The organism is Nostoc sp. FACHB-280, from assembly GCF_014697615.1.
Taxonomy (GTDB): domain Bacteria; phylum Cyanobacteriota; class Cyanobacteriia; order Cyanobacteriales; family Nostocaceae; genus Nostoc_B.
Map to the genome: position 1 here is coordinate 25,089 of NZ_JACJSD010000012.1, position 24,161 is coordinate 49,249.

Below are 24,161 nucleotides of genomic sequence, written 5' to 3' on the forward strand. Positions count from 1 at the left end.
TATAAAAAACAAAAGTTGATATGGATGCAGAGAAAAGGACACCTGTTTCTTTTATCAAGAATTTGCTGGTTGCTCGTTGGCGATCGCTTTTACTCCTATTTCTTGGGGTATATTTACCATTGCAGATATTTCAAGTTTTGGCAGTCCAAGTTTGGCAATATCAAGCTGGCTTCCCTTGGGATGTGCCAATTTTGTTGGCGGTTCACTCTACAGCTAACCCCCAGTTAGATACTCTGGCGGTGACGCTAACTAAGTTAGGGTCGTTTTGGACTGTTCTGCCAATTTTAACTACAATTGCCCTGATATTACTCTGGCAAAAACGCTGGCGATCGCTAGTTTACCTACTCATCACCGCCTTGGGAAGTGCCTTTATCAACCGCACAGCCAAGGAATTATGGCATCGTCTCCGCCCAGATTTTTGGACATCCCTCGCCCCAGAGTTAGATTTTTCGTTTCCTAGCGGCCATGCTATGACGAGTACTACCCTGGCGATTATCTTGTTAATTTTAGCTTGGCAGAGTTCCTGGCGCTGGGTGGTGTGGATTGTTGGTAGCTTGTATATATTAACTATTGCCTGGACACGCCTGTATTTGGGTGTTCACTTTCCTAGCGATATTCTCGCAGGTTGGATGGTGGCGATCGCTTGGGGAACTGGCGTGAGTATAATTATTAAACCTCATCTAGTAAAAGCTGTACCTGTCCCTGGTGTGCAACCCACAGCAGAAACCACTTTACTTCCAGAAGAAAAGGAAAATTTAGTGGATTGAAGTCCAGTTATTATTCACCAACTAAACCACACAATGGTTAAAAGCAAATTGGCTAATTTTTAAGAGAGATTGATAAAGCTGATCTAGTACCTCATAAGCTGCCAGAATATTCAGTCCACGCCAGACCGAAAAATCAACTAAATATACTTGATTTTGCTGCACAGATTTGAGTTTTGACCATAGAGGTTTTTGTTGCAGCTTCTGAATCACAAATTTATCATCTTTGCGTAGAGACGCAATAAATAGTATATCGCTGTTAATCTTCGGTAAAATTTCCTCCGAAATCGCTAAATCTGTATCACCTGATTCTGCGAAAATTGGATTTAATAATCCAATATCTTCCAAAATTTTGCCAGCAAAAGATTGTTTCCGAGTTAGCACTAATTTTCCAGCCGCCACATAAGCAAATGATATCCGAATTTTTTGCTGATTATGATTAATTATCTGCTTTAATTTATGAATATTTTGATTATATTTATTCATAAGTTCTGTAGCTGTTTGTGTTCTTTGAAAAACATTTGCTACATCTTGAATATGTTGTTGCCAATTTCCTTTAGTTTCTATCCAAGGTAAAACTACTGTAGGTGCAATTTGCGAGGTGTATTGATAGATTCTGTTAAAGAATGGTTGAGATACAACTATAATTAAGTCGGGACGCAGCAAGAGAAGTTTCTCTAAATTAATTTGACCACTGGAACTGCGGATAATTTCTACTCCATCGGCTTTTCCTTGAAAGTAATCAAAATCACTTTCGATTTCATTGGTTATCCAAGTTGCGATCGGCTTGATATCTAAAGCTAAAACAGCAGCAAAACTATTGAAATCTAAGGTAACAATTCGTTTTGGGTTAAGAGGAATACAACTTTCTCCTTTGACATGCTGAACTACTCGACATGCGACACTTTTTTGTAGAAAGTTGGAGTTACTGACTTTTGGAGTCACACTTTGACTAACAAACCAAACAAGTGTAAATGTTAAAATTCCGCACAAAAATAGGGAAATAAAGTGACGTGAAATAAATTTCATAAATTGGCGCTGGATATCACAAGATGAATAACATCTTCAGAAATAATTAGAATTCAGGAGTCATAATTCAGAATCTCAATAAACATTGAACAGAATTTACCTCAATTTCTCAACATTCTGACTCCTGAATTCTGACAAATTCAATTATCAAAACGTCCAAGAAATAGTACCTTGGACTGTAAATGGTTCACCATAAGAGACTCGCAAACGATTGAAAGAATTTTCAAAATAGTCTACGTCAAAGAGGTTTCTGATATTGATTGCAGCACGGAATCCGTCTTGTTTGTAGAAGACAGCAGCATTAGTTGTTACATAGCTAGGAACTTCAAATGTATTCCCATTATCTCCTGCGCGATCGCCCACATAAAACAATCCTAAACCGAAACCTAATCCCTGCAAATTGCCTCGTTGAATTTCGTAGGTTGTCCATAAACTAGCAGCATGAGGAGTTGTCTGGAGTACGCGACTGCCAACGGGAATGCTATTATCTGCTGTCACACGAGCATCGTTGTAGGCATAACTAGCAAAGACATTCCATCCCGGTAAAATTTCCCCAGCAATGCTGAATTCTAGACCTTGACTGCGCTGTTCTCCAGTTTGAATCGAAAAGCCAACATTATTGGGATCGTCAGTTAAAACATTCGATTGGGTAATGTCATAAAAAGCTAGGGTAGTTGAAAGCCGACTATTCAAATCTGCTTTTACCCCAACCTCATACTGTGTACCCCTTGTAGGTTCAAATTCCCTACCGTCAAAGGCTCTACCAATCGCTGGCTCAAAGGAGCGACTGTAGTTGGCATACAGAGAAATCGGTTGGATTGGCTGATACACAATGCCCACACGCGGACTCCAAGCACTAACAGTTTGACTGCTTTCTGTACCCGCAAGAAAGTCTTGGTCAGTTTGGGTGAAGACATCAAATCGGCCGCTGACGAGTAGCTTTAAATTATCTGCGATCGCTACTTGATCTTGTAAGACAATCCCAAGCTCATCAGTTACTGTTTTAGTATCAAGCTCAAATGTCACATCTCCACGCGCTTGACCGTAAACAGGATTAAAGATGTCAATAGATGCGCCTGATCTACCTGTAAATTTTAAGGTATTGTTTAGCCTACCTAAATCGACACCAAATAGTAATTGATGCTTGATTGAACCCGTATCAAACTTACCAATTACATTCGTTGTCAATCTAAAGTCACGATACCGATCATTGAAATCGTTGGATGTTCTCAGGAGTGTCCGATTATCAGCTAAAAGGCGAGTACCGATATTGACTCCAGAAGCATCATAGTTCAGGTATCCATATCGAAAAGTATTATTAATCGACCAATTCTCATTAAATTTATGCTCTAAGCGATATCCAATCCTGGCATTTGTCACATCCAGGTCGCCTTCATTTGTAATCCGGCTCCGGGGTATTTGACCATTAGGATTTGTAAAGATGGTTCCCAATGCAGGTAAGCCCAAATTGTAGTCTTCCTGCTCTAGATATTTATAAGTTGCTTCAATGGCCAGATTTGTATTCTCGGTTAATGCCAAACTCAAAACAGGTGCAATTACTAAGTTTCTCGTTTGACTGCGGTCAGTAAAAAACCCTTGATCCCGATAAGATGCGTTCAGTCGATATAGAGCCTTCTTATCTTCGTCCAATGGCCCAGACAAATCCACCTCACCACGATAAAAATCAAAACTACCTACAGTTGCTTCGACAAAATAGTAAGGATCTCGTAGAGGCTGTTTTGTGACAAAGTTGACTGTTCCCCCTGGAGAGGTTGATCCAAATAAAACTGAGTTGGGGCCTTGCAAAACTTCGATTCTTTCGATTCCTGTCAGATCAGGCCCAACATTAGAACCAAAACCATTAGTCTCTTTAATCCCATCAAGAGTAGGTTGGCTAAGAAATCCTCGCACTCGCAACCGCAATGAGTCAAAGTTAGAAGGTGCGGAGTTACGCACACTGGGAGCATTCAAAAGCGCGGTGGAAGTATCAGCGCGTTGATCCCGCAACACTTCTTGGGGAATAATCTGAATCGATTGGGGAATATCTCGCAGTGGTGTATCCGTCCGCGTCACCGTACTCGCTTCCGGTACACGATATGTATCTTGTTCTCCCGTTACTACCAACTCAATCGGTTCATCCGGCGGCGCTGATGGTGTTTCTGAAGGGGTTTCACTGGCTGGCTGTTCTGGTGCTGGCTGTGTGCTAGGTTGCATTGCCGTTGTTGTTGATGCTACAGCAAAAATCAAACCTGTATTATCATCAAACAACTCAACTGTCGGTGCTGCTTTCTCTCCCACTACAGTCACGCGCACAGTATTTGTATCAACATTGGTAACTGTGATTTCCGTAATTTCTGTCAGAGGTTTATCGGAGCGAAATGTGTAAGTATCACCCGATGGTAAACGCAACTGAGCGTTAGGAATGTCTGCAATAAAATTATTACCGCTACTACGATTAACAACTTGCAGTTGTTCTCCCGCAGTAGTCTCTAAAATGATCTCCACACCTTTATCTGTGGGAGTTGCTTTGACTCCTGTAATTGGTACAACTTGAGTCTGACTGTTGGGTTCTGGATTTGTAGGGGTGGTTGGTGTTTGTACCAACATCCAGGCGTTAGTCCCAGGTAGTTTGATTTCACTCAGTTGGGGAATATTATTAGTTAATTTTTTAGCTCTTAACTGTTCTCCCTTGAGAGCTAAGGGTTGGACTATTCCATCTTCTTCTACGTCCTCGGCTTTAACGGCAGTGCCAATCAAACAAACAATCGCACTTGTCAGCAAAAGGCTGCGAAATAATTGGTCTATTTTCATTGATGTCCCCATACCTAATAAAATCACCTGCTCGTTACCGAAGACGAACAGCAACTAGTGACAGTTATTGTCAACTAACTTTCAGTGAGTTTAATCATAGTATGAAGTAATACAAAACACAAGATAGTAGAGAATTTATTTCAATTAGCAGTCTATTATCTGGTTACAAATCGGGACTTATGCTGATGTAGTATGCTTGCTTGATACACAGATTTAAACCATGATAATTGCTACAGTTACTTTCTCTAGAGAGAGTTAAGTGATATGTCAACCCACCAAAAATCTTGGGATAAATATATATAGTGGTCTATGAGATGAATGTTACTACGCATTTAATTGCTGATTCGTCAAGTTTTTACTATGTAGCCTAGCTTTAGACACAGGGGATTTCTCAAATAGGTAAAAATGATGTTTTATAAGTTTATTGATAATTAATTAATATATTAACCCTATTGCTAAAGCAACTAATTCTCGTTAAGTTGATAGATGTTAAGTGAAAGTAAATCTCAATAATATTGAGACTTATTTTTAGAAGAAATCTTTGCAAATCAGACTTTGAGTGCTGTTAGTGGTTGACTCACGCAAGAGATAAACCCTTTGCAGTTGTAGCTAACAGGGTGATTTTATCTAACTCTGTTAAATTCAGGGGGTTAATTGCGGAGTTTCAGGCTTGGAGTATGTTCTGCACGAAAACCTTTGTTGGTAGCTGTTCTTAGGGGGTGCTAGATGGGAGGATTCCCAGGTAGGGTTAACTTGAATCGGGTATTCCAGAAAATGAGCTAACCCTGGCTAAACCTTGTAGTTTGCTCAGAGTCGGATATCGCCGTGATTGATTGTTGTTATGAAATTACCGCTCTGAATATTCGGTCTAGGATTTTGAGCAGTAAATACAGTTTTATTGCTGGTTCTTAACTGCTTATTTTTATCTGGGCAGATTTATAGCAGAAGGCAGGAGGAAAAGTCTTACTATTCCTGGCATTTAAGCTTTCAAATTGTCCTAACATATCTGACTACTGCTATATAAAGCCTAGATAAAAGTAAGTAGTGTATTAAAGTGCATCTAGTCATCTAAAAATGAATCAATATTCTCATAGCTTTCAAGCAAGCGATGTCTCCTCTGCGACAAGCCACACTAACGATGAGTTTCACCTCAGTAACTGTAAAACAGTTGTTGAACTTTTGGGTTGGAGAAGTTCTACCCAAGCAAATCAAGATATCTTCACTTTTTTACTAGATGGGGAAACAGAACAAGCTCGGTTAACTTATCAAGAGTTGGATAGACTTGCTAGACGAACAGCTGCACAATTGCAAGCTATGGGTTTAACAGGGGAACGTGCTTTACTACTTTATCCGGCAGGACTAGATTTTTTAATTGCTTTTTTCGGGTGTTTATATGCGGGAGTTGTAGCTGTTACTGCTTATCCTCCGAGAAATCAGCGTAACACACCGAGAATCCAGGCGATCGCTCAAGATGCACAAGCCGCGATCGCATTGACAACAACGGATATATTATCGAATGTGCAGTCTTTAATGCACCAAAAGACTGATTTAGCATCGTTGCAATGGCTGACAACAGATAATATTGCCCCAGGAATAGAAGATAACTGGCAACAACCTCACATTGATCAAGATAGTTTGGCGTTTCTGCAATATACCTCTGGCTCAACGGGAACACCCAAGGGTGTGATGATTAGTCATGGAAACTTACTGCACAATGCTCAAACAACTCGCCAATTTATGGAGCATTCGCCAGCCAGTAAGTTTGTGACTTGGCTACCGATGTACCATGATATGGGTCTAATTGGTGGGATATTGCAACCTTTGTATGGGGGTTTCCCTTGCATTATTATGCCGCCTGCGGCTTTTCTCCAACGTCCTTATCGTTGGTTACAGGCAATTTCTCACTATCGCGGGACAACCAGTGGCGGCCCCAATTTTGCTTATGATTTATGTGTGCAGAAAATCACGCCTGAACAAAAAGCAACTCTTGACTTGAGTAGTTGGAGTGTAGCGTTTAATGGTGCAGAACCGATCAGACACGATACATTAGAGCGGTTTGCAGAGGCTTTTGCAGAGTGTGGTTTCCGCAAAGAAGCTTTTTATCCTTGTTATGGCATGGCTGAAACAACTTTGATGGTTGCTGGTGTACAGAAAGCTGCGCCACCAAAAATCAAAGCCGTGCAGAAGTCTGCATTAGCATCTCATCAAGTTGTAGAGTCATCAGTGGTTGGAGGGGACGATACATCTTACTTTGTCAGTTGTGGTCAAATTATTCCCGACCAGAAGGTAGTAATTACCAATCCAGACACATTCAAGAGTTGTCAACCTGATGAAATTGGGGAAATTTGGGTATCTGGATTGAGTGTTGGTCAAGGATATTGGCATCGTCCAGCAGAAACCGCAGAGACATTCGGTGCTTATTTAGCAGATACAGACGAAGGGCCATTCCTGCGGACAGGAGATTTAGGTTTTTTGCAGGATGGAGAGTTATTTATTACAGGGAGAGCGAAAGATTTAATTATTATTCGTGGTCGCAATCTGTACCCCCAAGATATAGAATTAACGGCTGAACGCAGTCATTCATCCTTGCGTCCTGGTGCTAATGCCGCATTTACTGTATTAGTTAACAACGAAGAAAAGCTGGTAGTTGTACAAGAATTAGAGTTTCGCGCCAAACCAAATTTAGAAACAGTAATTAATACAATTCGTCAAGCGGTGACGGAAGAACACGAAGTACAAGTTTATGCAGTTGTCTTAATTAAACCAGGTACGATTTGCAAAACTTCTAGTGGTAAGATTCAACGCCGCGCCACTCGCGCACAGTTTGAGAATGAGGAACTGAATATAGTTGCCAGCAATATTTTAAAAGCTAGTGATATTGTCCAAGAGTCTATTCAATTACAGCGTTCTCAACTGTTGACACTGGCTATACAAGAACGTCAGACAGTTTTAGAACAATATTTGATTGCACAGATAGCCAATGTTTTAGCGATCGCACCAGATAATATTCCTCCCCAAGCACCATTAAGCACTCTCGGACTAGATTCTTTAAAAGTATTTGAGTTGAAAAACCGGGTTGAGGTTGACTTAGAAGTAGAAATATCCATTGCAGACTTGTTTGCAGGAATGAGTCCGCGATCGCTGGTGACTAAAATCCTCACCCAAATCACGACGACTGAACTACCATCTATATCTCTCATCCAACAGCCAAAAAACACCTCAGTTCATCCCCTGTCCTTTGCTCAGCAAGGATTGTGGTTTATCCATCAACTTAATCCTGACTCTCCTACATATAATATTCCGCTAGTAATTCACCTCCAAGGTGGTGTGAACTTAACAGCCTTGAGAGAAAGTCTCAACGTAATTATTCAACGACACGAAGTCTTACGGACAAGTTTTATAGAAATTGATGGACAAGTATCTCAAGTCATCAATCAAACTGTATTAGCAAATTTGACGATTGAAGATTTACGCTCACTACCAGAAAGCCAACGCCATTCAGCTGCACAAAGTTTAGCAACAGAGTTTGCAAAGCAGCCATTTAACTTATCTGCGCCATCACTATTGCGTGCTAAATTAGTGCAATTAAATGATAAAGATTATCAATTGTTAGTAACTCTGCATCATATAATTGCCGATGGTTGGTCGATTGGGATTTTGATTCAAGAACTAGCCGCACTCTATGAAGCATTTTCCAACAACAAGCTCTCGCCACTGGCGGAATTACCCATCCAGTATCAAGATGTGGTTTATTGGCAACAAAAATGGATTAATTGCGATCGTCTTCAATCATTATTAGCTTATTGGCAACAAAAATTGCAGGGTGAGCTACCTGTACTAAATTTACCTACAGACCATCCACGTCATCCAGTACAAACCTTCCAAGGCGCTCAAGCCAAATTAGTTCTTTCTCCCACACTTACAGAAGCACTAAAGCATTTGAGCCTTCAGCAGGAAGTAACTCTGTTTATGACCTTGCTTACAGCCTTCAAAATCTTGCTGTATCGCTACACAGGTCAGACTGATATTGTCGTTGGTTCACCCATTGCTCATCGTCACAAAACCGAAATTAACTCTTTAATTGGGCTGTTTGTCAATGTTTTAGTGTTGCGTACAGACCTATCTGGCGATTTGAGTTTTCAGGAGTTGCTAACGCGGGTGAAAGCCACAGCTTTAGAAGCTTATGTTCATCAAGACTTACCTTTTGAAAAATTAGTAGAAGCACTACAACCCAACAGAGACCTCAGCTACAATCCTCTGTTTCAGGTGATGTTTGTTCTCCAGAACCTGCCTAAACCCAACCTAAATCTATCTGATGTATCCGTTCGGTATGAAGAAGGACACAACAGTACATCCAAGTTTGATTTGACATTGTTTATGGAGGATTGTGAATCAGGGTTAATTGCAACTTGTGAATATAACACAGATTTGTTTAATCCAGATACCATTACCCGAATGTTGAGGCATTTCCAAACTTTATTGGAAAGTATAGTTAGCAATCCCCAACAACCCATAGTAGAGTTAAAATTACTCACGCCACCAGAAATACAACAGTTATTAGTAGATTGGAATAAAACTCAGACAAACTACCACCAAGATAAGTGTATTCATCAACTGTTTGAAGCACAGGTAGAGCAAACACCAAATGCTGTTGCAGTCATATTTGAAAATCACCAATTAACCTACAAAGAGGTTAATGAACAAGCCAATCAGATAGCAAATTATTTACAAGAAATAGGAGTAAAACCAGACGATATTGTTGGTGTCTGTATGCAGCGCAGTCTAGAACTCGTACCTGCATTACTAGCAATTCTCAAAGCGGGTGGTGCTTACCTACCTTTAGATCCTACCTATCCAAAAGAACGCTTGGCATTCATGTTAACAGATGCTCAAGTATTGGTGCTATTAACCCAGTCATATCTAGTCAATGATTTACCAGCATATCAAGAGAAATTGATCTGTATAGACACCCAAAGTAGAGAATTTGCCAATTACAGTTGCCAAAATCTGACCGCGAAAGACCTAAATCCAGAAAATTTAGCTTATGTAATTTATACTTCTGGTTCTACAGGTAATCCTAAAGGAGTGATGAATACTCATTTAGGTTTGAGCAATCGCTTACTGTGGATGCAAGATGCTTATCAATTAACATTATCTGACCGGGTTTTACAAAAAACTCCTTTTAGTTTTGATGTTTCAGTTTGGGAATTCTTCTGGCCTTTGTTGACTGGTGCAAGTTTAGTTGTAGCGAAACCTGGTGGTCATCAAGATACGTGTTATCTAGCCGAACTTATATCACAACAAAAAATAACTACACTTCACTTTGTTCCTTCTATGTTACAAGTTTTTTTGGAGGAACCAAGACATCAAAACTGTCAGAGTATCAAGCGGGTTATTTGTAGCGGAGAGGCTTTGTCTTTTGATTTGCAACAAAGATTTTTTCAGAGTTTTCAAGCAGAATTGTATAACCTCTATGGCCCAACAGAAGCATCTATTGATGTGACAGCATGGCGCTGTAAATCTGCAAATAATGAAAAAATTGTGCCTATCGGTTGGCCAATTGCTAATACACAGATATTTATTCTAGATAAACATTTACAACCTGTTCCTATTGGAGTACCAGGTGAGTTACATATTAGTGGCGTAGGATTAGCAAGAGGCTATTTGAATAAACCAGAGTTAACAAAAAGCAAGTTTATTTGTCATAAATTTGATGCTTTTGAATTAGATTCAGAGTTTCATCTACCAAAACGCCTTTACAAAACAGGTGATTTAGCACGCTATCGCTCAGATGGAAACATAGAATTTTTAGGTAGAATAGATTACCAAGTAAAAATTCGTGGTTTCCGGATAGAGCTAGGAGAAATTGAAGCTTTATTAGAGCAACACCCACAAGTACGAGAAACAGTAGTAGTAGCTAGGGAAGATACACCAAATGATTGTCGCTTAGTTGCATATCTAGTTCCCCATCAACAAGCTACATTATCTGTTAACAAATTACGGGATTTTCTCAAAGAGAAATTACCTGAATATATGCTTCCTTCTGCCTTTATGGTGTTAGATACTTTACCTTTGACACCGAATGGCAAAGTAAATCGGCGTGCTTTACCAGTTCCAGAAGTAACACGACCAAAATTAACCACTACTTATCAAGCACCCCAGTCAGCAATTGAACAAAAAATTGCCAAGCTGTGGCAAGAAGCTCTCAATCTTGAACAGGTAGGTATTCATGATAATTTCTTTGACCTTGGTGGACATTCACTATTAATGCTAAAAATAAATAATCAACTACGGGCCATGTTACAGCAAGATATATCAGTTGTGACGCTATTCCAGAACCCGACTATTTATTCTCTAGCACAATATTTAAGCCAAACAGAGGATGAACCTGCTTTTGATATGATACGCGATCGCATTCAAAAGCAAAAGGTAGCCCTGAATAAATATAACCAACTCAGAGCCAATCAAACTGGCAAATATCGTCATTAATTTGGATACATTTCCAGCCTTTATTTAGAAATCAGCAAGGAGAAATTGTTTATGTATTTAGTTGAGAATGTTGCCAATTATAATCCTATTGCTTCCGTATATAACTCCTTCGCCAAAGAACGAGAATTAGAAATTCTTGTTTTAGAAAACTTAATCTTACAAAACCTTTCTCCAGGAGCGCATATTCTCGATATTGGTTGTGCTAACGGACGTACAGTCTCACAACTGAATACTAGAGGCTATCAAACCACTGGTATTGATATTTCGGAAGAATTATTGCATATCGCCCAAACAAACTCACCTGAAAGTAAATTTATTCTTGGTGATATACGTGAATTAGAACTGCCAGCAATTTATGATGCAGTTATTTCCATTGATGTTTTTTGTCATCTTCTCAAGCTAGAAGAATTGACAAATGTCTTCCAAAAAGTATACGCGACACTAAACAATGGTGGCATTTTTGCGTTTACAACTCCACTTGCAGATGAAATTTGGAATACAACATCACCAGAGCAGGGGTCAGATATTGAATGGTTTAATAAAATTGATGTCAGAGATAATTATGTATATTTGGAAAGATACTATAGCCATAACCAAGAAGAAAAACTCAGGAAAATTAAGTTCACTGGCTTTAAATTGATCAATGCAGTTTGGCAGCGTTCCGATAGTGATATGCTAGTAAAAGACTATTCTATCTCAGAAATTAAATCTGCTTTATTAAATGCAGGTTTTAGAGAAATTGAACAATATGATTCTAAAGATTTTGGAGATGATAGTCCAGTAATCTTTGTCTGCCGTAAGCTATCCGTTTAGCAATAATAAATATCAATCCTAAAAATAAAGTTTAAATAGATTGATATTGCTAAACAGAGATAAATCTTTAGAGGTTATTCATCCTTCTATCATGCAAGGTCGGCAATCATTCTCGCTGATTTTAAGTGAGAATTTGGGAGTTTATCAATAATGTGTTCTATTCCTCCTCGTCCTTGGCAGTTACTAGTAATTTCTGCTCAAACTGAATCAGAACTAAAAACTGCTACTGTCAATCTTACAGATTATTTGAGACAACATCGTGACTTGAAACTTAGGGATGTTGCACAGAAATTGCAATGCGAACAACAAGCGTTTAAATATCGGCGAATGGTTGTTTGTCGGGATATAGAAGATGCTATAGTGGCACTTACTGACCCTAGACGATTATTAACAAACATCCAGGAAACACAAAAACGTCCTGTAGCTTTTATGTTTCCTGGACTTGGTACTCAGTACGTCAATATGGCTCTTGAATTGTACCAAGTTGAACCTTTATTTCGTGCTTGTGTTGACTACTGTTGTGAATTTCTTAAACCCCTACTTGGTCAAGATTTGCGAGAGGTTATTTATCCTCTTGGACAACAACAACAGCAGTTAGTTTCAGACAATTCTCAAGGGTTGGACTTGCGAAAAATGTTAGGTCGCAGCCAGACACCAACTGATACAACAATAGTAGCTGCAACCTCTTTACTCAATCAAACTCATCTGACTCAACCAGCGATTTTTGTCATTGAATATGCTTTAGCAAAACTATTAATATCTTGGGGTATTCATCCAGCCGCCATGATTGGCTATAGCATTGGTGAATATGTCGCAGCCACCATAGCCGAGGTTTTATCTTTAGACGAGGGTTTAAGACTAATTGCTGCAAGAGCGCAGATGATTCAAAAATTGCCCAGGGGGGCGATGCTTGCAGTTCCACTGTCACTAACAGAAATATCTCCCCTCCTCAATGACAAACTTTCACTTTCGGCGGTGAATGGGTCATCTATGGGTGTAATAGCAGGTGAAATCGAGGCTATAGAAGTTTTAGAACGAAAATTAACTCAAAAAGGTTTAGCTTGTCGTCGTCTGGAAACTTCCCATGCTTTTCACTCTCAGATGATGACGGGTGCTAGTACTGACTTATGCAAGTTAGTCAGGACATTTAACTTGCAAGCACCAAAAATACCTTATATATCCAACGTCACGGGTACATGGATAACAGCATCAGAGGCGACAAATCCAGATTATTGGGTAAAGCATCTGTGTCAAGCAGTGTTGTTTGCTCCAGGTATCCAAGTGTTATGGAAACAACAATATCCAATTTTGTTGGAAGTAGGCCCAGGGCAAACTCTTGGTAGTTTTGCAATGCAATGTTTAGAAAATAATCCCGCCGTCAGTCAACTAATTTTGCCTTCTCTACGTTATTCCTACGATAAAAAACCAGACTTAGCTTTCTTGTTGAAAACATTAGGTAGGTTGTGGTTAGCAGGGGTGGAAATAGATTGGGCGGGATTTTATGCTCAAGATTCTCGTGATTATCTTTCTTTATCTGTTTAAACGTAGAGTGGCCTAGAGACTTGATCGAAAATTTGGAAGTTAAAACTATGAATATTAAAACAGTAGGTGTAATTGGTGCGGGGGTAATGGGTATAGGGGTTGCACAAAACCTCGCTCAAACAGGCCATGAAGTAATTCTGATAGATATTTCTGAGGATATTCTTGATAAAGCTAAATACGAAATTAGAAATAATATCCGCTTGCAGAGTTTTTTCAAAAAAAGCGACAATTCAAAAACTCCAGATAGTATTCTGGAAAAAATAGAGTTTTCTACCAGCTATAAACTTTTAGAAAATGCCGATTTTATAGTTGAAAATGTTACCGAAAAATGGGATATTAAAAAAGGGATATATCCAGAATTAGATTTTATCTGTCCACCACATTGTGTATTTGCTGCCAATACATCAGCAATCCCCATTACTCGCATAGCTTCACTGACTAAACGCCCTGATCAAGTCTTGGGTATTCACTTTATGAATCCTGTACCAATGAAGTCAATGGTAGAGATGATTCGGGGGTATCATACTTCTGAGACAACAATTGAAATAGCCAAACAAATGTTGACTCAGATGGGGAAAGAATGCGTCATCGTCAACGATTCACCGGGTTTTGTTTCTAACCGTGTGTTGATGTTAACCATTAACGAAGCTGTTTTTCTGTTGCAAGACCAAGTAGCGACAGCAGAAGACGTAGATAAAATCTTTAAAGGCTGTTTTGGTCACAAAATGGGGCCTTTAGAAACCGCAGATTTAATTGGACTAGATACAATTTTGTTTTCTATCGAAGTTTTGTACGAAAACTTTAATGATAGTAAATATCGACCATGTCCTTTACTGAAAAAAATGGTAGATGCAGGGTTATATGGCAGAAAAAATGGTAAAGGTTTTTACGTATACCAATAAATAGGGATATCAAGACTTATGAAAGAAGTACAAGCTAAAATTAAAACCTTTTTGTCAAAGTTTTTCGGTAATCATGATTTACAACCAGACGAAGATATTTTCGCTCTCGGTTTTGTGAATTCGATGTTTGCGATGCAGCTTGTTTTATTTGTTGAGCAAGAATTTCAGATTGCCGTTGATAACGAAGACTTAGAGTTTGAGAATTTCCGCACTATCAACTCTATCGCCAATTTAGTGGAACGCAAAACTGCTGTTCTTGCACAGTGAATTTATGATGAAAATAGAACTATCTGCTCAACAAAAAAACGCTCAAACTGAATTTAGAGCTTTCGTTAACCAAGAAATATTTCCTGATGCCGGTAAATGGGATAGACAAGAATTTACTCCACCAGAACTAATTAAAAAAATTGCTCAACGCGGTTTTCTCGGTGCTATCTTACCCGAAGAATATGGTGGTCAGGCAATGGATATGATTACCTATGGTATTCTCAACGAAGAAATTGGGCGGGGATGTTCTTCTATTAGAAGTTTGCTGACAGTTCACAACATGGTAGCTCATGCTTTGTGTAAATGGGGTAATAAAGCTCAAAAAGAATATTGGCTACCGAAACTTGCATCTGGAGAAATTATCGCCGCTTTTGCATTAACTGAGCCGAATGTTGGTAGTGATGCGAAAAGTGTAGAAACCACAGCGGTATTAGTTGGTGATGCTTATGTTTTAAATGGGCAGAAAAAATGGATTACCTATGGACAAATAGCAGATATCTACTTAGTTTTTACTCAATGTGAAGGTAAACCGACTGCTTTTTTAGTGGAAAAAAATAGCCCAGGATTTACAGTCAAACCAATGTCTGGCATTTTAGGTGTGAGAGCTTCAATGTCAGCAGAATTATATTTTCATAACTGTCAAATTCCGCGGGAAAACTTAGTTGGGAGATTAGGTTTTGGATTTGCTTATATTGCTGCTTCTGCTCTTGATTATGGGAGATATAGCGTAGCAGCAGGATGTGTTGGTATTGCTCAAGCTTGTTTAGAAGCTTGCATTAAGTATACAAATGAACGCAAACAGTTTGGCGTGTATCTGAAAGAACATCAATTAATTCGGCAAAAGATTACGCAGATGATAGCTAATACCAAAGCAGCGAGGTTGTTATGTTATCAAGCTGGTTATCTCAAAGATATTAACGACCCCAATTCTATTATTGAGACTTCTATTGCCAAGTATTTTGCATCTACAGTTGCTACCAAAATAGCTAATGATGCTGTGCAACTGCATGGTGGAAATGGTTGTAGTAGTGAGTACCCTGTGGAGAGGTATTTACGCGACTCGAAAATTATGGAAATTATTGAAGGTAGTACTCAAATTCAAGAGATTACAATTGCTGAGTCTGGTTATCAAGATTATCTATTTGCAAATGTGGCTACTGGGTTAGATAAGCAATTAGTAGAGAGAAATTAATCTATGGTTAGTGTTCAAGAGCCAACTTTAAATAGTAAACAAAAAGATAAAAAAGTAATTAAATGTGTTGTTTGGGATTTAGATAATACCCTATGGCACGGTGTTTTGCTGGAGGATAATCAAGTCTCTCTGAGAGAAAATATTATAAATTTGATTGAAACTTTAGATAAACGTGGTATATTACAATCTATAGCTAGTAAAAATGAACATCATACGGCAATAGCTAAGTTAGCAGAATTTGGTTTACAAGAGTATTTCTTATATCCCCAAATTAATTGGAATTCTAAAGCTGATTCAGTTAAAGAAATTGCTAATTTACTCAATATTGGATTAGATGCGATCGCCTTTATTGATGATCAGTTATTTGAGCTAGAAGAAGTGAAGTTTTCCTTACCGGAAGTTCTCTGTATCAATGCAGCAGAAATCGGCAATATTTTAGATATGCCTGTAATGAATCCTCGGTTTATTACGGAAGATTCACGCATTAGAAGATTGATGTATTTGAGTGATATTGAGCGACAAAATGCGGAGAAAGAATTTGTCGGTACATCTGATGAATTTTTAGCTACTCTCCAAATGAATTTCACCATATCTACTGCTCAAGAAGAAGATTTACAACGTGCAGAAGAATTAACACTCAGAACTAATCAACTGAATACAACTGGTTATACCTATTCCTACGATGAACTAAATCATTTTCGGAACAGCGAAAATCATAAATTGCTTATTGCTAGTCTGGAAGATAAATATGGTAGCTACGGCAAGATAGGTTTAGTTTTAATTGAATGTCAACCTTTGTCATGGACAATTAAGCTGTTGCTGATGTCTTGTCGGGTGATGTCGCGGGGCGTGGGGACAATTATGTTAAATCATGTGATGGGTTTAGCGAAGAGTCATAATGTGCGTTTGTTGGCGGAATTTTTATCAAACGATCGCAATCGGATGATGTATATATCTTATAAGTTTGCCGGGTTTAGAGAAGTTGAGAAGCAGGGCGATTTGGTAATTTTTGAAAATGATTTAAGTCGGATTCAAGATGTGCCTGGTTATGTGAATTTTCAGGTGATTGACTGAAAAATATCGAGTTTTTTATTAAACGAACCGCAAAGAGCGCAAAGGACACGAACACGAAGAAAGATAAGAAAAGAGTAATTGCTCGTTAAGAATTTGAAGTGATTAAAAGTAATAAAGGTTTAATAATATGAGTGAAAATTATGAGTTAATGGAGGGGGTTGCGATTATTGGGATGGCGGGGCGGTTTCCTGGAGCCATCGATATAGAATGTTTTTGGCAGAATTTACAAGCTGGGGTAGAGTCGCTATCTTTATTTACAGATGATGAGTTAATTGCTGCTGGTATACCTGCGGCGTTGGTAAATGATAGTAATTATGTGAAAGTTGGTGGGATTTTAGATAATATTGATTTATTTGATGCAGCATTTTTTGATTTAAATCCCAAGGAAGCGGCAATCACAGATCCGCAACATCGTCTATTTTTAGAATGTGCTTGGTCTGCTTTAGAAAATGCAGGTTATGATGCGACTAAGTGTAACAGCAGAATTGGTGTTTATGCGGGTGCTAGTTTAAATAATTATTTATCTTTTGATGTTAAAAACGACCAATTAGGTTCGGGAGAATCATATCAAAAATTAATTGGTAATGATAAAGGATTTCTCTCAACTCGTGTTTCTTATAAATTAAATCTTACCGGGCCAAGTATTACAGTTCAAACTGCTTGTTCAACATCTTTAGTTGCTACTACCCTCGCTTATCAAAGTTTACAAAACTATCAATGTGATATGGCTTTGGCGGGTGGGGTTTCGATTCGCTTACCGCAAAAATCTGGTTATTTTTATGAACCAGGGGGGCCGTTATCGCCTGATGGTCATTGTTATGCTTTTGATGCTAAAGCCCAGGGAACAACTGTGGGTAATGGTGTGGGTGTAGTTGTTCTCAAGCGAGTTAAAGATGCGATCGCTGATGGAGATTGCATATATGCAGTGATTAAAGGTGCAGCTATCAATAACGATGGGGCGATGAAAGTTGGTTATACAGCACCCAGTGTTGATGGACAAGCCGAAGCGATCGCGGAAGCCATTATGTTAGCCGAGGTAGAACCGGAAAGTATCAGCTATATCGAAGCCCACGGTAGCGGTACAGCTTTAGGTGATCCGATTGAAATTGCGGCGCTGACTAAAGTTTTTCGTGCGAGTACCCAGAAGAAGAATTTCTGCGCTATTGGTTCGGTGAAAACCAATATCGGACATCTAGACGCAGCCGCCGGCGTTGCTGGATTAATCAAAACGGCTTTGGCTTTAAAACACCAATTGATTCCACCAAGCCTCAACTTTGAACAGCCTAATCCCGAAATTGATTTCGCCAACAGTCCTTTTTATGTCAACACCAAGCTTAGAGAATGGGAAACAAATGCGACTCCTCGGCGTGCGGGTGTCAGTTCTTTGGGGATGGGGGGGACAAATGTTCATTTAGTTTTGGAAGAAGCACCAACGTTTCCAGTTTCTAGTGCTTCTCGTCCTTGGCAATTGTTACTACTCTCTGCAAAAACTGAGTCTGCATTAGCAACTGCTACACAAAATCTCAGCCAACATTTGAAGCTAAATCCTGATATTAATCTTGCAGATGTCGCTTATACTTTGCAAGTCGGACGTAAAGATTTTAATCATCGAAGAATCTTAGTTTGTAGCGATTTCCAAGACGCAATTCAAAAACTGAATCAGCCAGCTTTACAACAAAATATCACTCAATTTCAAGAGTCAGGAACTCCATCTGTAACTTTTATCTTTCCTGGTGTAGATGCACTGTATACAGATATGGGTAAAGAACTCTACGAAACGGAGTCAGTATTTCGCGCCCATATAGAAAAGTGCTGCTTAATATTAAGACCACATTTAGAATTAGATTTACGTTCTGTAATTTATCCCAACCCATCCGAACAGGAAATTGCATTAGAAAAACTGCAACAAACAAGCTTGCCTGACAGTGCTTTGTTTGTGATTGAGTATGCTTTAGCGCAACTGTGGATGTCTTGGGGGATTGCTCCACAAGCCATGATTGGTCAAGGTGTGGGAGAATATGTAGCTGCAACTTTAGCAGGAGTATTTTCACTAGAAGATGCTTTAAAAATTGTGGCGAAATCTGCTCCTCAGTTGTTAGAAAAAGTCCAACTTTATCCACCACAAATTCCCTTCATCTCTCATGTAAGTGGAACTTGGATTACTCCAACCGAAGCAACAAACCCCCAATATTGGACAGAAATAGAAGCAGATTTACAGCCAGAAATTTCTGAGTTACTGCAAGATAAACAGCAAATTGTACTAGAAATTAACTTACAAGAACCACAGCATTCAGAAACAGCATTTTTACTCAACGAATTGGGACGCTTATGGATGTTGGGAATCAAGATTGATTGGTCGAGTTTTTATGCTAATGAACGCCGTTACCGTCTTCCCTTACCAACTTATCCCTTTGAGCGTCAGCGTTATTGGCTGGATTCTCCAAATACTCAAGAATCATTAGAGTCAGTATCTCATCATGGCATCGAAAATCAGCGTTATGCGATTGAGTTAGATTCATCTACTTCTGAAAAATATTCCCGAAAATTATTAGAGAAAAAACCAAATATTGCTGAATGGTTTTATATTCCAGTATGGAAGCAATCAAGACCACTATATTTTGCAGCAGAAGAACTGAGCCAACAGCAATTAAATTGCTTAGTTTTTGTAGATAACTATGGAGTAGGTTCGGAATTTGTCAAACGACTGACACAACAACATCAAAATGTCATTACAGTGCGCTTAGGTGAAGAATTTCATCAGCTTGATGAGCAAGTATATTGCATCAATCCTCAACAACTAGGTGATTATGATTTGTTGTTAAAAGAACTGCAAAATCGAGACTTGAAACTAAATACAATTGCCCATTTTTGGAGTGTTACACCTAAATATATTACGCTCGATGAGCAGCATGAGAACTTGAGCTTTTATAGCCTGTTGTTTCTGTCCCAAGCAATTGGCAAACAAGATATTTGGGGTGCCTTAAAGCTGATGGTTGTCACCAGTAATTTATATGATGTCACTGGTGAAGAGAATTTATCTCCCCAGAAGGCTACAGTGTTAGGCCCTTGTAAAGTAATTCCCAAGGAATATCCAAATATTAGTTGTAGCCTTGTTGATGTCATGGTATCGGCTAATCAAACGCCTTTGTCTGCCAAAATTATCGATAAATTAGTAGCAGAATTAACACTAGCACAAACTAACGAAATAGTTGCCTATCGTGGTTCACACCGTTGGGTGCAAACTTTCGATACAGTTCCTTTAGAAGAGAGTATTCTTAGCAAGAGCAAGTTAAGAAAAGGTGGCGTTTATTTAATTACTGGTGGACTTGGAGGTATTGGTTTAGTATTAGCAGAACATTTGGCTAAGACATTGCAAGCTAAGTTGATTTTGGTGAGCAGAAAAGGATTACCAAAACGATCAGAGTGGGAAGAATGGCTAGAAAATCATGATAGCCAAGATGCTATTAGCCGCCAAATTCAAAAAGTGCGATCGCTGGAAGAATTAGGAGCAGAAATTGAAGTTATTAGTGCTGATGTAACTGATTTAGCACAAATGCAAGCAGTTATCGAGCAAACATTCCGAAAATTCGGTCAAATTCATGGTGTAATTCATGCGGCTGGTGTTCCTGGTGGTGGTGTTACCCAACTGAAAACGCGGGATATGGCTGATCGTGTCTTAGCTGCTAAAGTCCAAGGAACGTTAATTTTAGAGGAAGTTTTAAAAGATATCAATTTAGATTTCTTGGTTCTTTGTTCTTCCAAAACTTCTATTTTGGGTGAATTTGGCCAGATAGATTATTGTGCAGCCAATGCCTTTTTAGATGCGTATGCTCATCGGAATTGTATCAGCGATCGCTCCACAGTATCTATCAGTTGGGACACTTGGCAAGAAGTCGGCTTTGCAGTAGAAACCGTCTTACCAGATAAACTGCAACAAGAACGCGCAGAAATTATCAAAAAAGGTATCTTACCAGCAGAAGGTATCGAGGTATTTAATCGCATTCTTGCCAGTAACCTACCTCATATTGTTGTTTCCACCCAAGATTTACCAGAATTAATTAAGCAAAATAACTCACCCCAATATTTACAAGAACAATTACAGCTTTTAGATGTTAAATCATCTTCCGTTAATCTTGCTAAAGCTAAACATCCTCGTCCCAATTTAGGTAACGATTACATTCCTCCCGAAACTGAAATTGAGCAAATCCTCGCTGAGATTTGGCAAGAAATTCTCGGAATTGACAAAATAGGTATCTACGACAACTTTTTTGAATTAGGTGGAAATTCTATCAATACAATTCAAATTGCGGCTAAAGCGAATCAAGCCGGGTTGCAATTAACGTCTCAACAATTTTTCCACTACCAAACAATTGCTGAATTAGCTACAGATTTAGCCATTACTCCCACCATTCCAGCCACAGAATCACCGTCAAATAACGAACCAGATTTAGATAATTCCCAGCAGTCTTTATTGTTGCAAATTCAACGAGTTTGTGATGACCCCAATCTATTAGAAAACGTTGCGGACATTTACGAACTCACACCTGTACAAAAAGGAATGTTATTCCACTGTCTGTTTGATAGTGAATTATCTTTATACTTTTTCCAGCATCTCTTTACTATCCGGGGCAATTTGAATATCGAAGCTTTTAAACAAGCTTGGCAATTAGTAATGGATAGACATCCCGTTTTACGGACTAGGTTCTATTGGGAAGAACTAGAACATCCCTTACAAATTGTCTATAAACAAGTAGAAGTAACTCTGAATTGCTATGATTGGACTAATCTTAATTCAGCAGAACAGCAAGCACAACTTGACGCTTTTATTGTAAGCGATCGCCAAAAAAGTTTTGACTTTTCCCAACCATGTTTAATGCGTCATAATTTAATTCGTTTTACCGATGATAAGTATTTATATGTATGGAGTTTAAATCATCTCATTATTGATGGTTGGGGTGGTTCATTAGTATTCCAAGAGTTTGTCGAAACCTATGGAATACTTTGTCAAGGTAAAGAACCCAGTTTTGCACCGACTCGTCCGTTTAAAGACTATATTGATTGGTTACAGCAGCAAGATATAACCAAAGCCGAAAATTTTTGGCGACAAGCATTGCAAGGTATAAAAGCACCAACTCCTCTAACTTATATCGAAAAAATTGACAAAATTGAGCCATCTTATAACCAAGAAGTTAGATATAGCGAGGAGATAATTCAACTATCAGCAACAACTACACAGGCATTACAATCATTTGCGACTCAACATCGTCTAACCCTAGCAACAATTATCAACGGTATTTGGGCTGTGCTTTTGAGTCGTTATACTTGTTGCAACAATGTATTGTATGGTTGTACTGTCACTGGTAGACCAGCAGATTTACAGGGAGTAGAATCAATGGTGGGTATGTTTGTTAATACCTTACCCATCCATGTGAGCATCGATACTGAACAGCTTTTCTTATCATGGCTACAGCGTTTTCAACTGCAATTAGTTGAAGTCCGAGATTATGAATATTCTCAATTAATTGAAATTCATAAATGGAGCGAAATTCCCCAAAAACTCGCTTTGTTTGAAAGTATTGTCGTGGTTGAAAACTTTCCCGTCAGCGAATTTATCCGAGATTGGCAAGGCAATATTGAATTTCAACACAAACAGATATATTACCGCAATAACTATCCTCTAAACTTGGTTGTCTACCCCAACAAAGAGCTATTACTAGCGATTTCCTATGATTCTAGAAGATTTGAAACTACTACCATTACTGGTATTCTCCAAGATATTAAAATGCTGCTGCAAGGATTAATAACTAATCCCCATTTCCAAATTAAAAACTTACCCTTAGAAACACCAGAACAACAACAAAATTCTACAATTTTAGAACAAGAAATATCATTTGATTGGTCTTCTGCCTCATAAGTCATTTGCGAAAATCTTGATTACTTAACATTTCTCGTGATTCTGTGGTTTTTTAACTCCTACACGGATTTCCATATATGAATACATTTGAAAAATGTGAATCCAACGTCAGAAGCTATTGCCGGAATTTCCCTGCTATATTTCATCGAGCGAAAGATTCCATTGTTTATGCTGAATCAGGCGAAGAATATATAGACTTTTTTGCGGGTGCAGGTGCTTTAAACTATGGACATAATCATGACTATATCAAACAAAAAGTCATTTCATATTTAGATGCTGATGGTATAGCTCATGCTTTAGATATGTACACTTCTGCCAAAGAGAAGTTTTTATCTAAATTTGATGAGGTAGTCTTAAGCTCTAAAAAACTAGATTATCGCCTGCAATTTTGCGGCCCTACAGGTACAAATGCTGTAGAAGCAGCTTTAAAATTAGCTAGAAAAGTTAAGCAAAGACCGGGCATATTCTCCTTTATGGGAGCATATCACGGCATGACTTTAGGCAGTCTATCTATTAGTGGTAATGTAGGAATTCGAGCCGGGGCAATTGGTACAGCAAGTCATGTAACTTTTATGCCTTATCCCTATGGCTTCATGGAAACGTTTGACACTATAGAATATATCGAAACAGTTTTAAATGATGTTAATTCTGGTATTGAAAAACCAGCAGCAATTATTTTTGAAACAGTGCAAGCTGAAGGTGGTGTAATTGTCGCACCTGTTGAGTGGATGCAGCGCCTCCGCAAGTTATGTAATGACCATGATATTTTGTTAATTTGTGACGATATTCAAGTTGGCTGTGGTAGAACGGGGTCTTTCTTTTCCTTTGAAAGAGCTGATATTGTGCCTGATATGGTGGTTCTATCTAAATCGATTAGTGGCTATGGATTCCCCATGTCACTATTATTAATTAAGCCTGAATTGGATATCTGGGAACCAGGCGAACATAACGGTACTTTTCGCGGTAATCAATTAGCATTTATTGGAGCAACGGCAGCTTTAGAGTATAGAGAAAGTAGTAACCTGGAAAAAGATGTTAAAGCTAAAGAACTATATTTAAATAACTTTCTCACTCAAGAAATTGCCGTTATGAGCAACAAAATAGACATTCGTGGCATTGGGATGATTTGGGGAATTGATGTCAAGAACTTTGGCGGTAATGATTTTGCTAAAAAAATAACATCCCGTTGTTTTGAACTAGGCTTAATAGTTGAGTTAGCAGGAAGAAATGATACTGTCATTAAAATTTTGCCACCGTTGGTAATTGATATGGACACCTTACAAAAAGGCTGTGCAATTCTCAAATCCGCTTTTAATGATTTAGTCGCTGCATAAATTGGGAAATTCTTTAATTAGAGTGAGGAA

Annotated in this window: 12 protein-coding genes; 10 read left to right on the forward strand and 2 right to left on the reverse strand. The window is 38.6% G+C overall.

What is annotated here, in order from left to right; genetic code table 11:
- Positions 1-20 precede the first annotated feature (20 nt).
- On the forward strand, positions 21-767 hold the full coding sequence (locus tag H6G75_RS11165; RefSeq protein ID WP_190980007.1) for a phosphatase PAP2 family protein: 747 nt from the start codon (positions 21-23) through the stop codon (positions 765-767).
- Positions 768-788: 21 nt separating this feature from the next.
- Here H6G75_RS11165 and H6G75_RS11170 read toward each other — a convergent pair whose 3' ends face one another.
- A complete protein-coding gene (locus H6G75_RS11170; protein ID WP_190980008.1) occupies positions 789-1,793 on the reverse strand; it encodes an iron-siderophore ABC transporter substrate-binding protein in 1,005 nt (334 codons plus the stop codon).
- Between the two features lie 147 nt (positions 1,794-1,940).
- Complete coding sequence (locus H6G75_RS11175) at positions 1,941-4,604, reverse strand: TonB-dependent siderophore receptor (RefSeq protein WP_190980009.1); 2,664 nt, start codon at positions 4,602-4,604, stop codon at positions 1,941-1,943.
- Positions 4,605-5,678: 1,074 nt separating this feature from the next.
- On the opposite strand from H6G75_RS11175, the gene H6G75_RS11180 reads away from it, so the two are divergent.
- From H6G75_RS11180 to ectB, 9 genes are all read left to right on the forward strand, one after another.
- Entirely contained in the window at positions 5,679-11,093 is a 5,415-nt protein-coding gene (locus H6G75_RS11180) for a non-ribosomal peptide synthetase (protein WP_190980010.1), read from the forward strand.
- A gap of 51 nt (positions 11,094-11,144) precedes the next feature.
- Positions 11,145-11,906 (forward strand): class I SAM-dependent methyltransferase, encoded by a 762-nt coding sequence (locus tag H6G75_RS11185; protein WP_190980011.1) that lies wholly within the window; start codon positions 11,145-11,147, stop codon positions 11,904-11,906.
- A gap of 150 nt (positions 11,907-12,056) precedes the next feature.
- Positions 12,057-13,448, forward strand: a complete 1,392-nt coding sequence (locus tag H6G75_RS11190) for an acyltransferase domain-containing protein (protein ID WP_190980012.1) — start codon at positions 12,057-12,059, stop codon at positions 13,446-13,448.
- Between the two features lie 47 nt (positions 13,449-13,495).
- On the forward strand, positions 13,496-14,350 hold the full coding sequence (locus H6G75_RS11195; protein ID WP_190980013.1) for a 3-hydroxyacyl-CoA dehydrogenase NAD-binding domain-containing protein: 855 nt from the start codon (positions 13,496-13,498) through the stop codon (positions 14,348-14,350).
- A gap of 18 nt (positions 14,351-14,368) precedes the next feature.
- Positions 14,369-14,617 (forward strand): acyl carrier protein, encoded by a 249-nt coding sequence (locus H6G75_RS11200; protein ID WP_190980014.1) that lies wholly within the window; start codon positions 14,369-14,371, stop codon positions 14,615-14,617.
- A gap of 4 nt (positions 14,618-14,621) precedes the next feature.
- Positions 14,622-15,809, forward strand: a complete 1,188-nt coding sequence (locus H6G75_RS11205) for an acyl-CoA dehydrogenase family protein (RefSeq protein WP_242051507.1) — start codon at positions 14,622-14,624, stop codon at positions 15,807-15,809.
- A 3-nt stretch (positions 15,810-15,812) separates the two neighbouring features.
- Entirely contained in the window at positions 15,813-16,883 is a 1,071-nt protein-coding gene (locus tag H6G75_RS11210) for an HAD family hydrolase (RefSeq protein ID WP_190980015.1), read from the forward strand.
- A 127-nt stretch (positions 16,884-17,010) separates the two neighbouring features.
- Positions 17,011-22,797 (forward strand): type I polyketide synthase, encoded by a 5,787-nt coding sequence (locus tag H6G75_RS11215; RefSeq protein WP_190980016.1) that lies wholly within the window; start codon positions 17,011-17,013, stop codon positions 22,795-22,797.
- Positions 22,798-22,874: 77 nt separating this feature from the next.
- On the forward strand, positions 22,875-24,131 hold the full coding sequence (gene ectB / locus H6G75_RS11220; RefSeq protein ID WP_190980017.1) for a diaminobutyrate--2-oxoglutarate transaminase: 1,257 nt from the start codon (positions 22,875-22,877) through the stop codon (positions 24,129-24,131).
- Positions 24,132-24,161: the final 30 nt, after the last annotated feature.

Bases quoted from the DNA above. Each gene is read 5' to 3' on its own strand.
- H6G75_RS11165 (WP_190980007.1), top strand. From the start codon at position 21: ATGGATGCAGAGAAAAGGACACCTGTTTCTTTTATCAAGAATTTGCTG.
- H6G75_RS11170 (WP_190980008.1), bottom strand. From the start codon at position 1,793: ATGAAATTTATTTCACGTCACTTTATTTCCCTATTTTTGTGCGGAATT.
- H6G75_RS11175 (WP_190980009.1), bottom strand. From the start codon at position 4,604: ATGAAAATAGACCAATTATTTCGCAGCCTTTTGCTGACAAGTGCGATT.
- H6G75_RS11180 (WP_190980010.1), top strand. From the start codon at position 5,679: ATGAATCAATATTCTCATAGCTTTCAAGCAAGCGATGTCTCCTCTGCG.
- H6G75_RS11185 (WP_190980011.1), top strand. From the start codon at position 11,145: ATGTATTTAGTTGAGAATGTTGCCAATTATAATCCTATTGCTTCCGTA.
- H6G75_RS11190 (WP_190980012.1), top strand. From the start codon at position 12,057: ATGTGTTCTATTCCTCCTCGTCCTTGGCAGTTACTAGTAATTTCTGCT.
- H6G75_RS11195 (WP_190980013.1), top strand. From the start codon at position 13,496: ATGAATATTAAAACAGTAGGTGTAATTGGTGCGGGGGTAATGGGTATA.
- H6G75_RS11200 (WP_190980014.1), top strand. From the start codon at position 14,369: ATGAAAGAAGTACAAGCTAAAATTAAAACCTTTTTGTCAAAGTTTTTC.
- H6G75_RS11205 (WP_242051507.1), top strand. From the start codon at position 14,622: ATGATGAAAATAGAACTATCTGCTCAACAAAAAAACGCTCAAACTGAA.
- H6G75_RS11210 (WP_190980015.1), top strand. From the start codon at position 15,813: ATGGTTAGTGTTCAAGAGCCAACTTTAAATAGTAAACAAAAAGATAAA.
- H6G75_RS11215 (WP_190980016.1), top strand. From the start codon at position 17,011: ATGAGTGAAAATTATGAGTTAATGGAGGGGGTTGCGATTATTGGGATG.
- ectB (WP_190980017.1), top strand. From the start codon at position 22,875: ATGAATACATTTGAAAAATGTGAATCCAACGTCAGAAGCTATTGCCGG.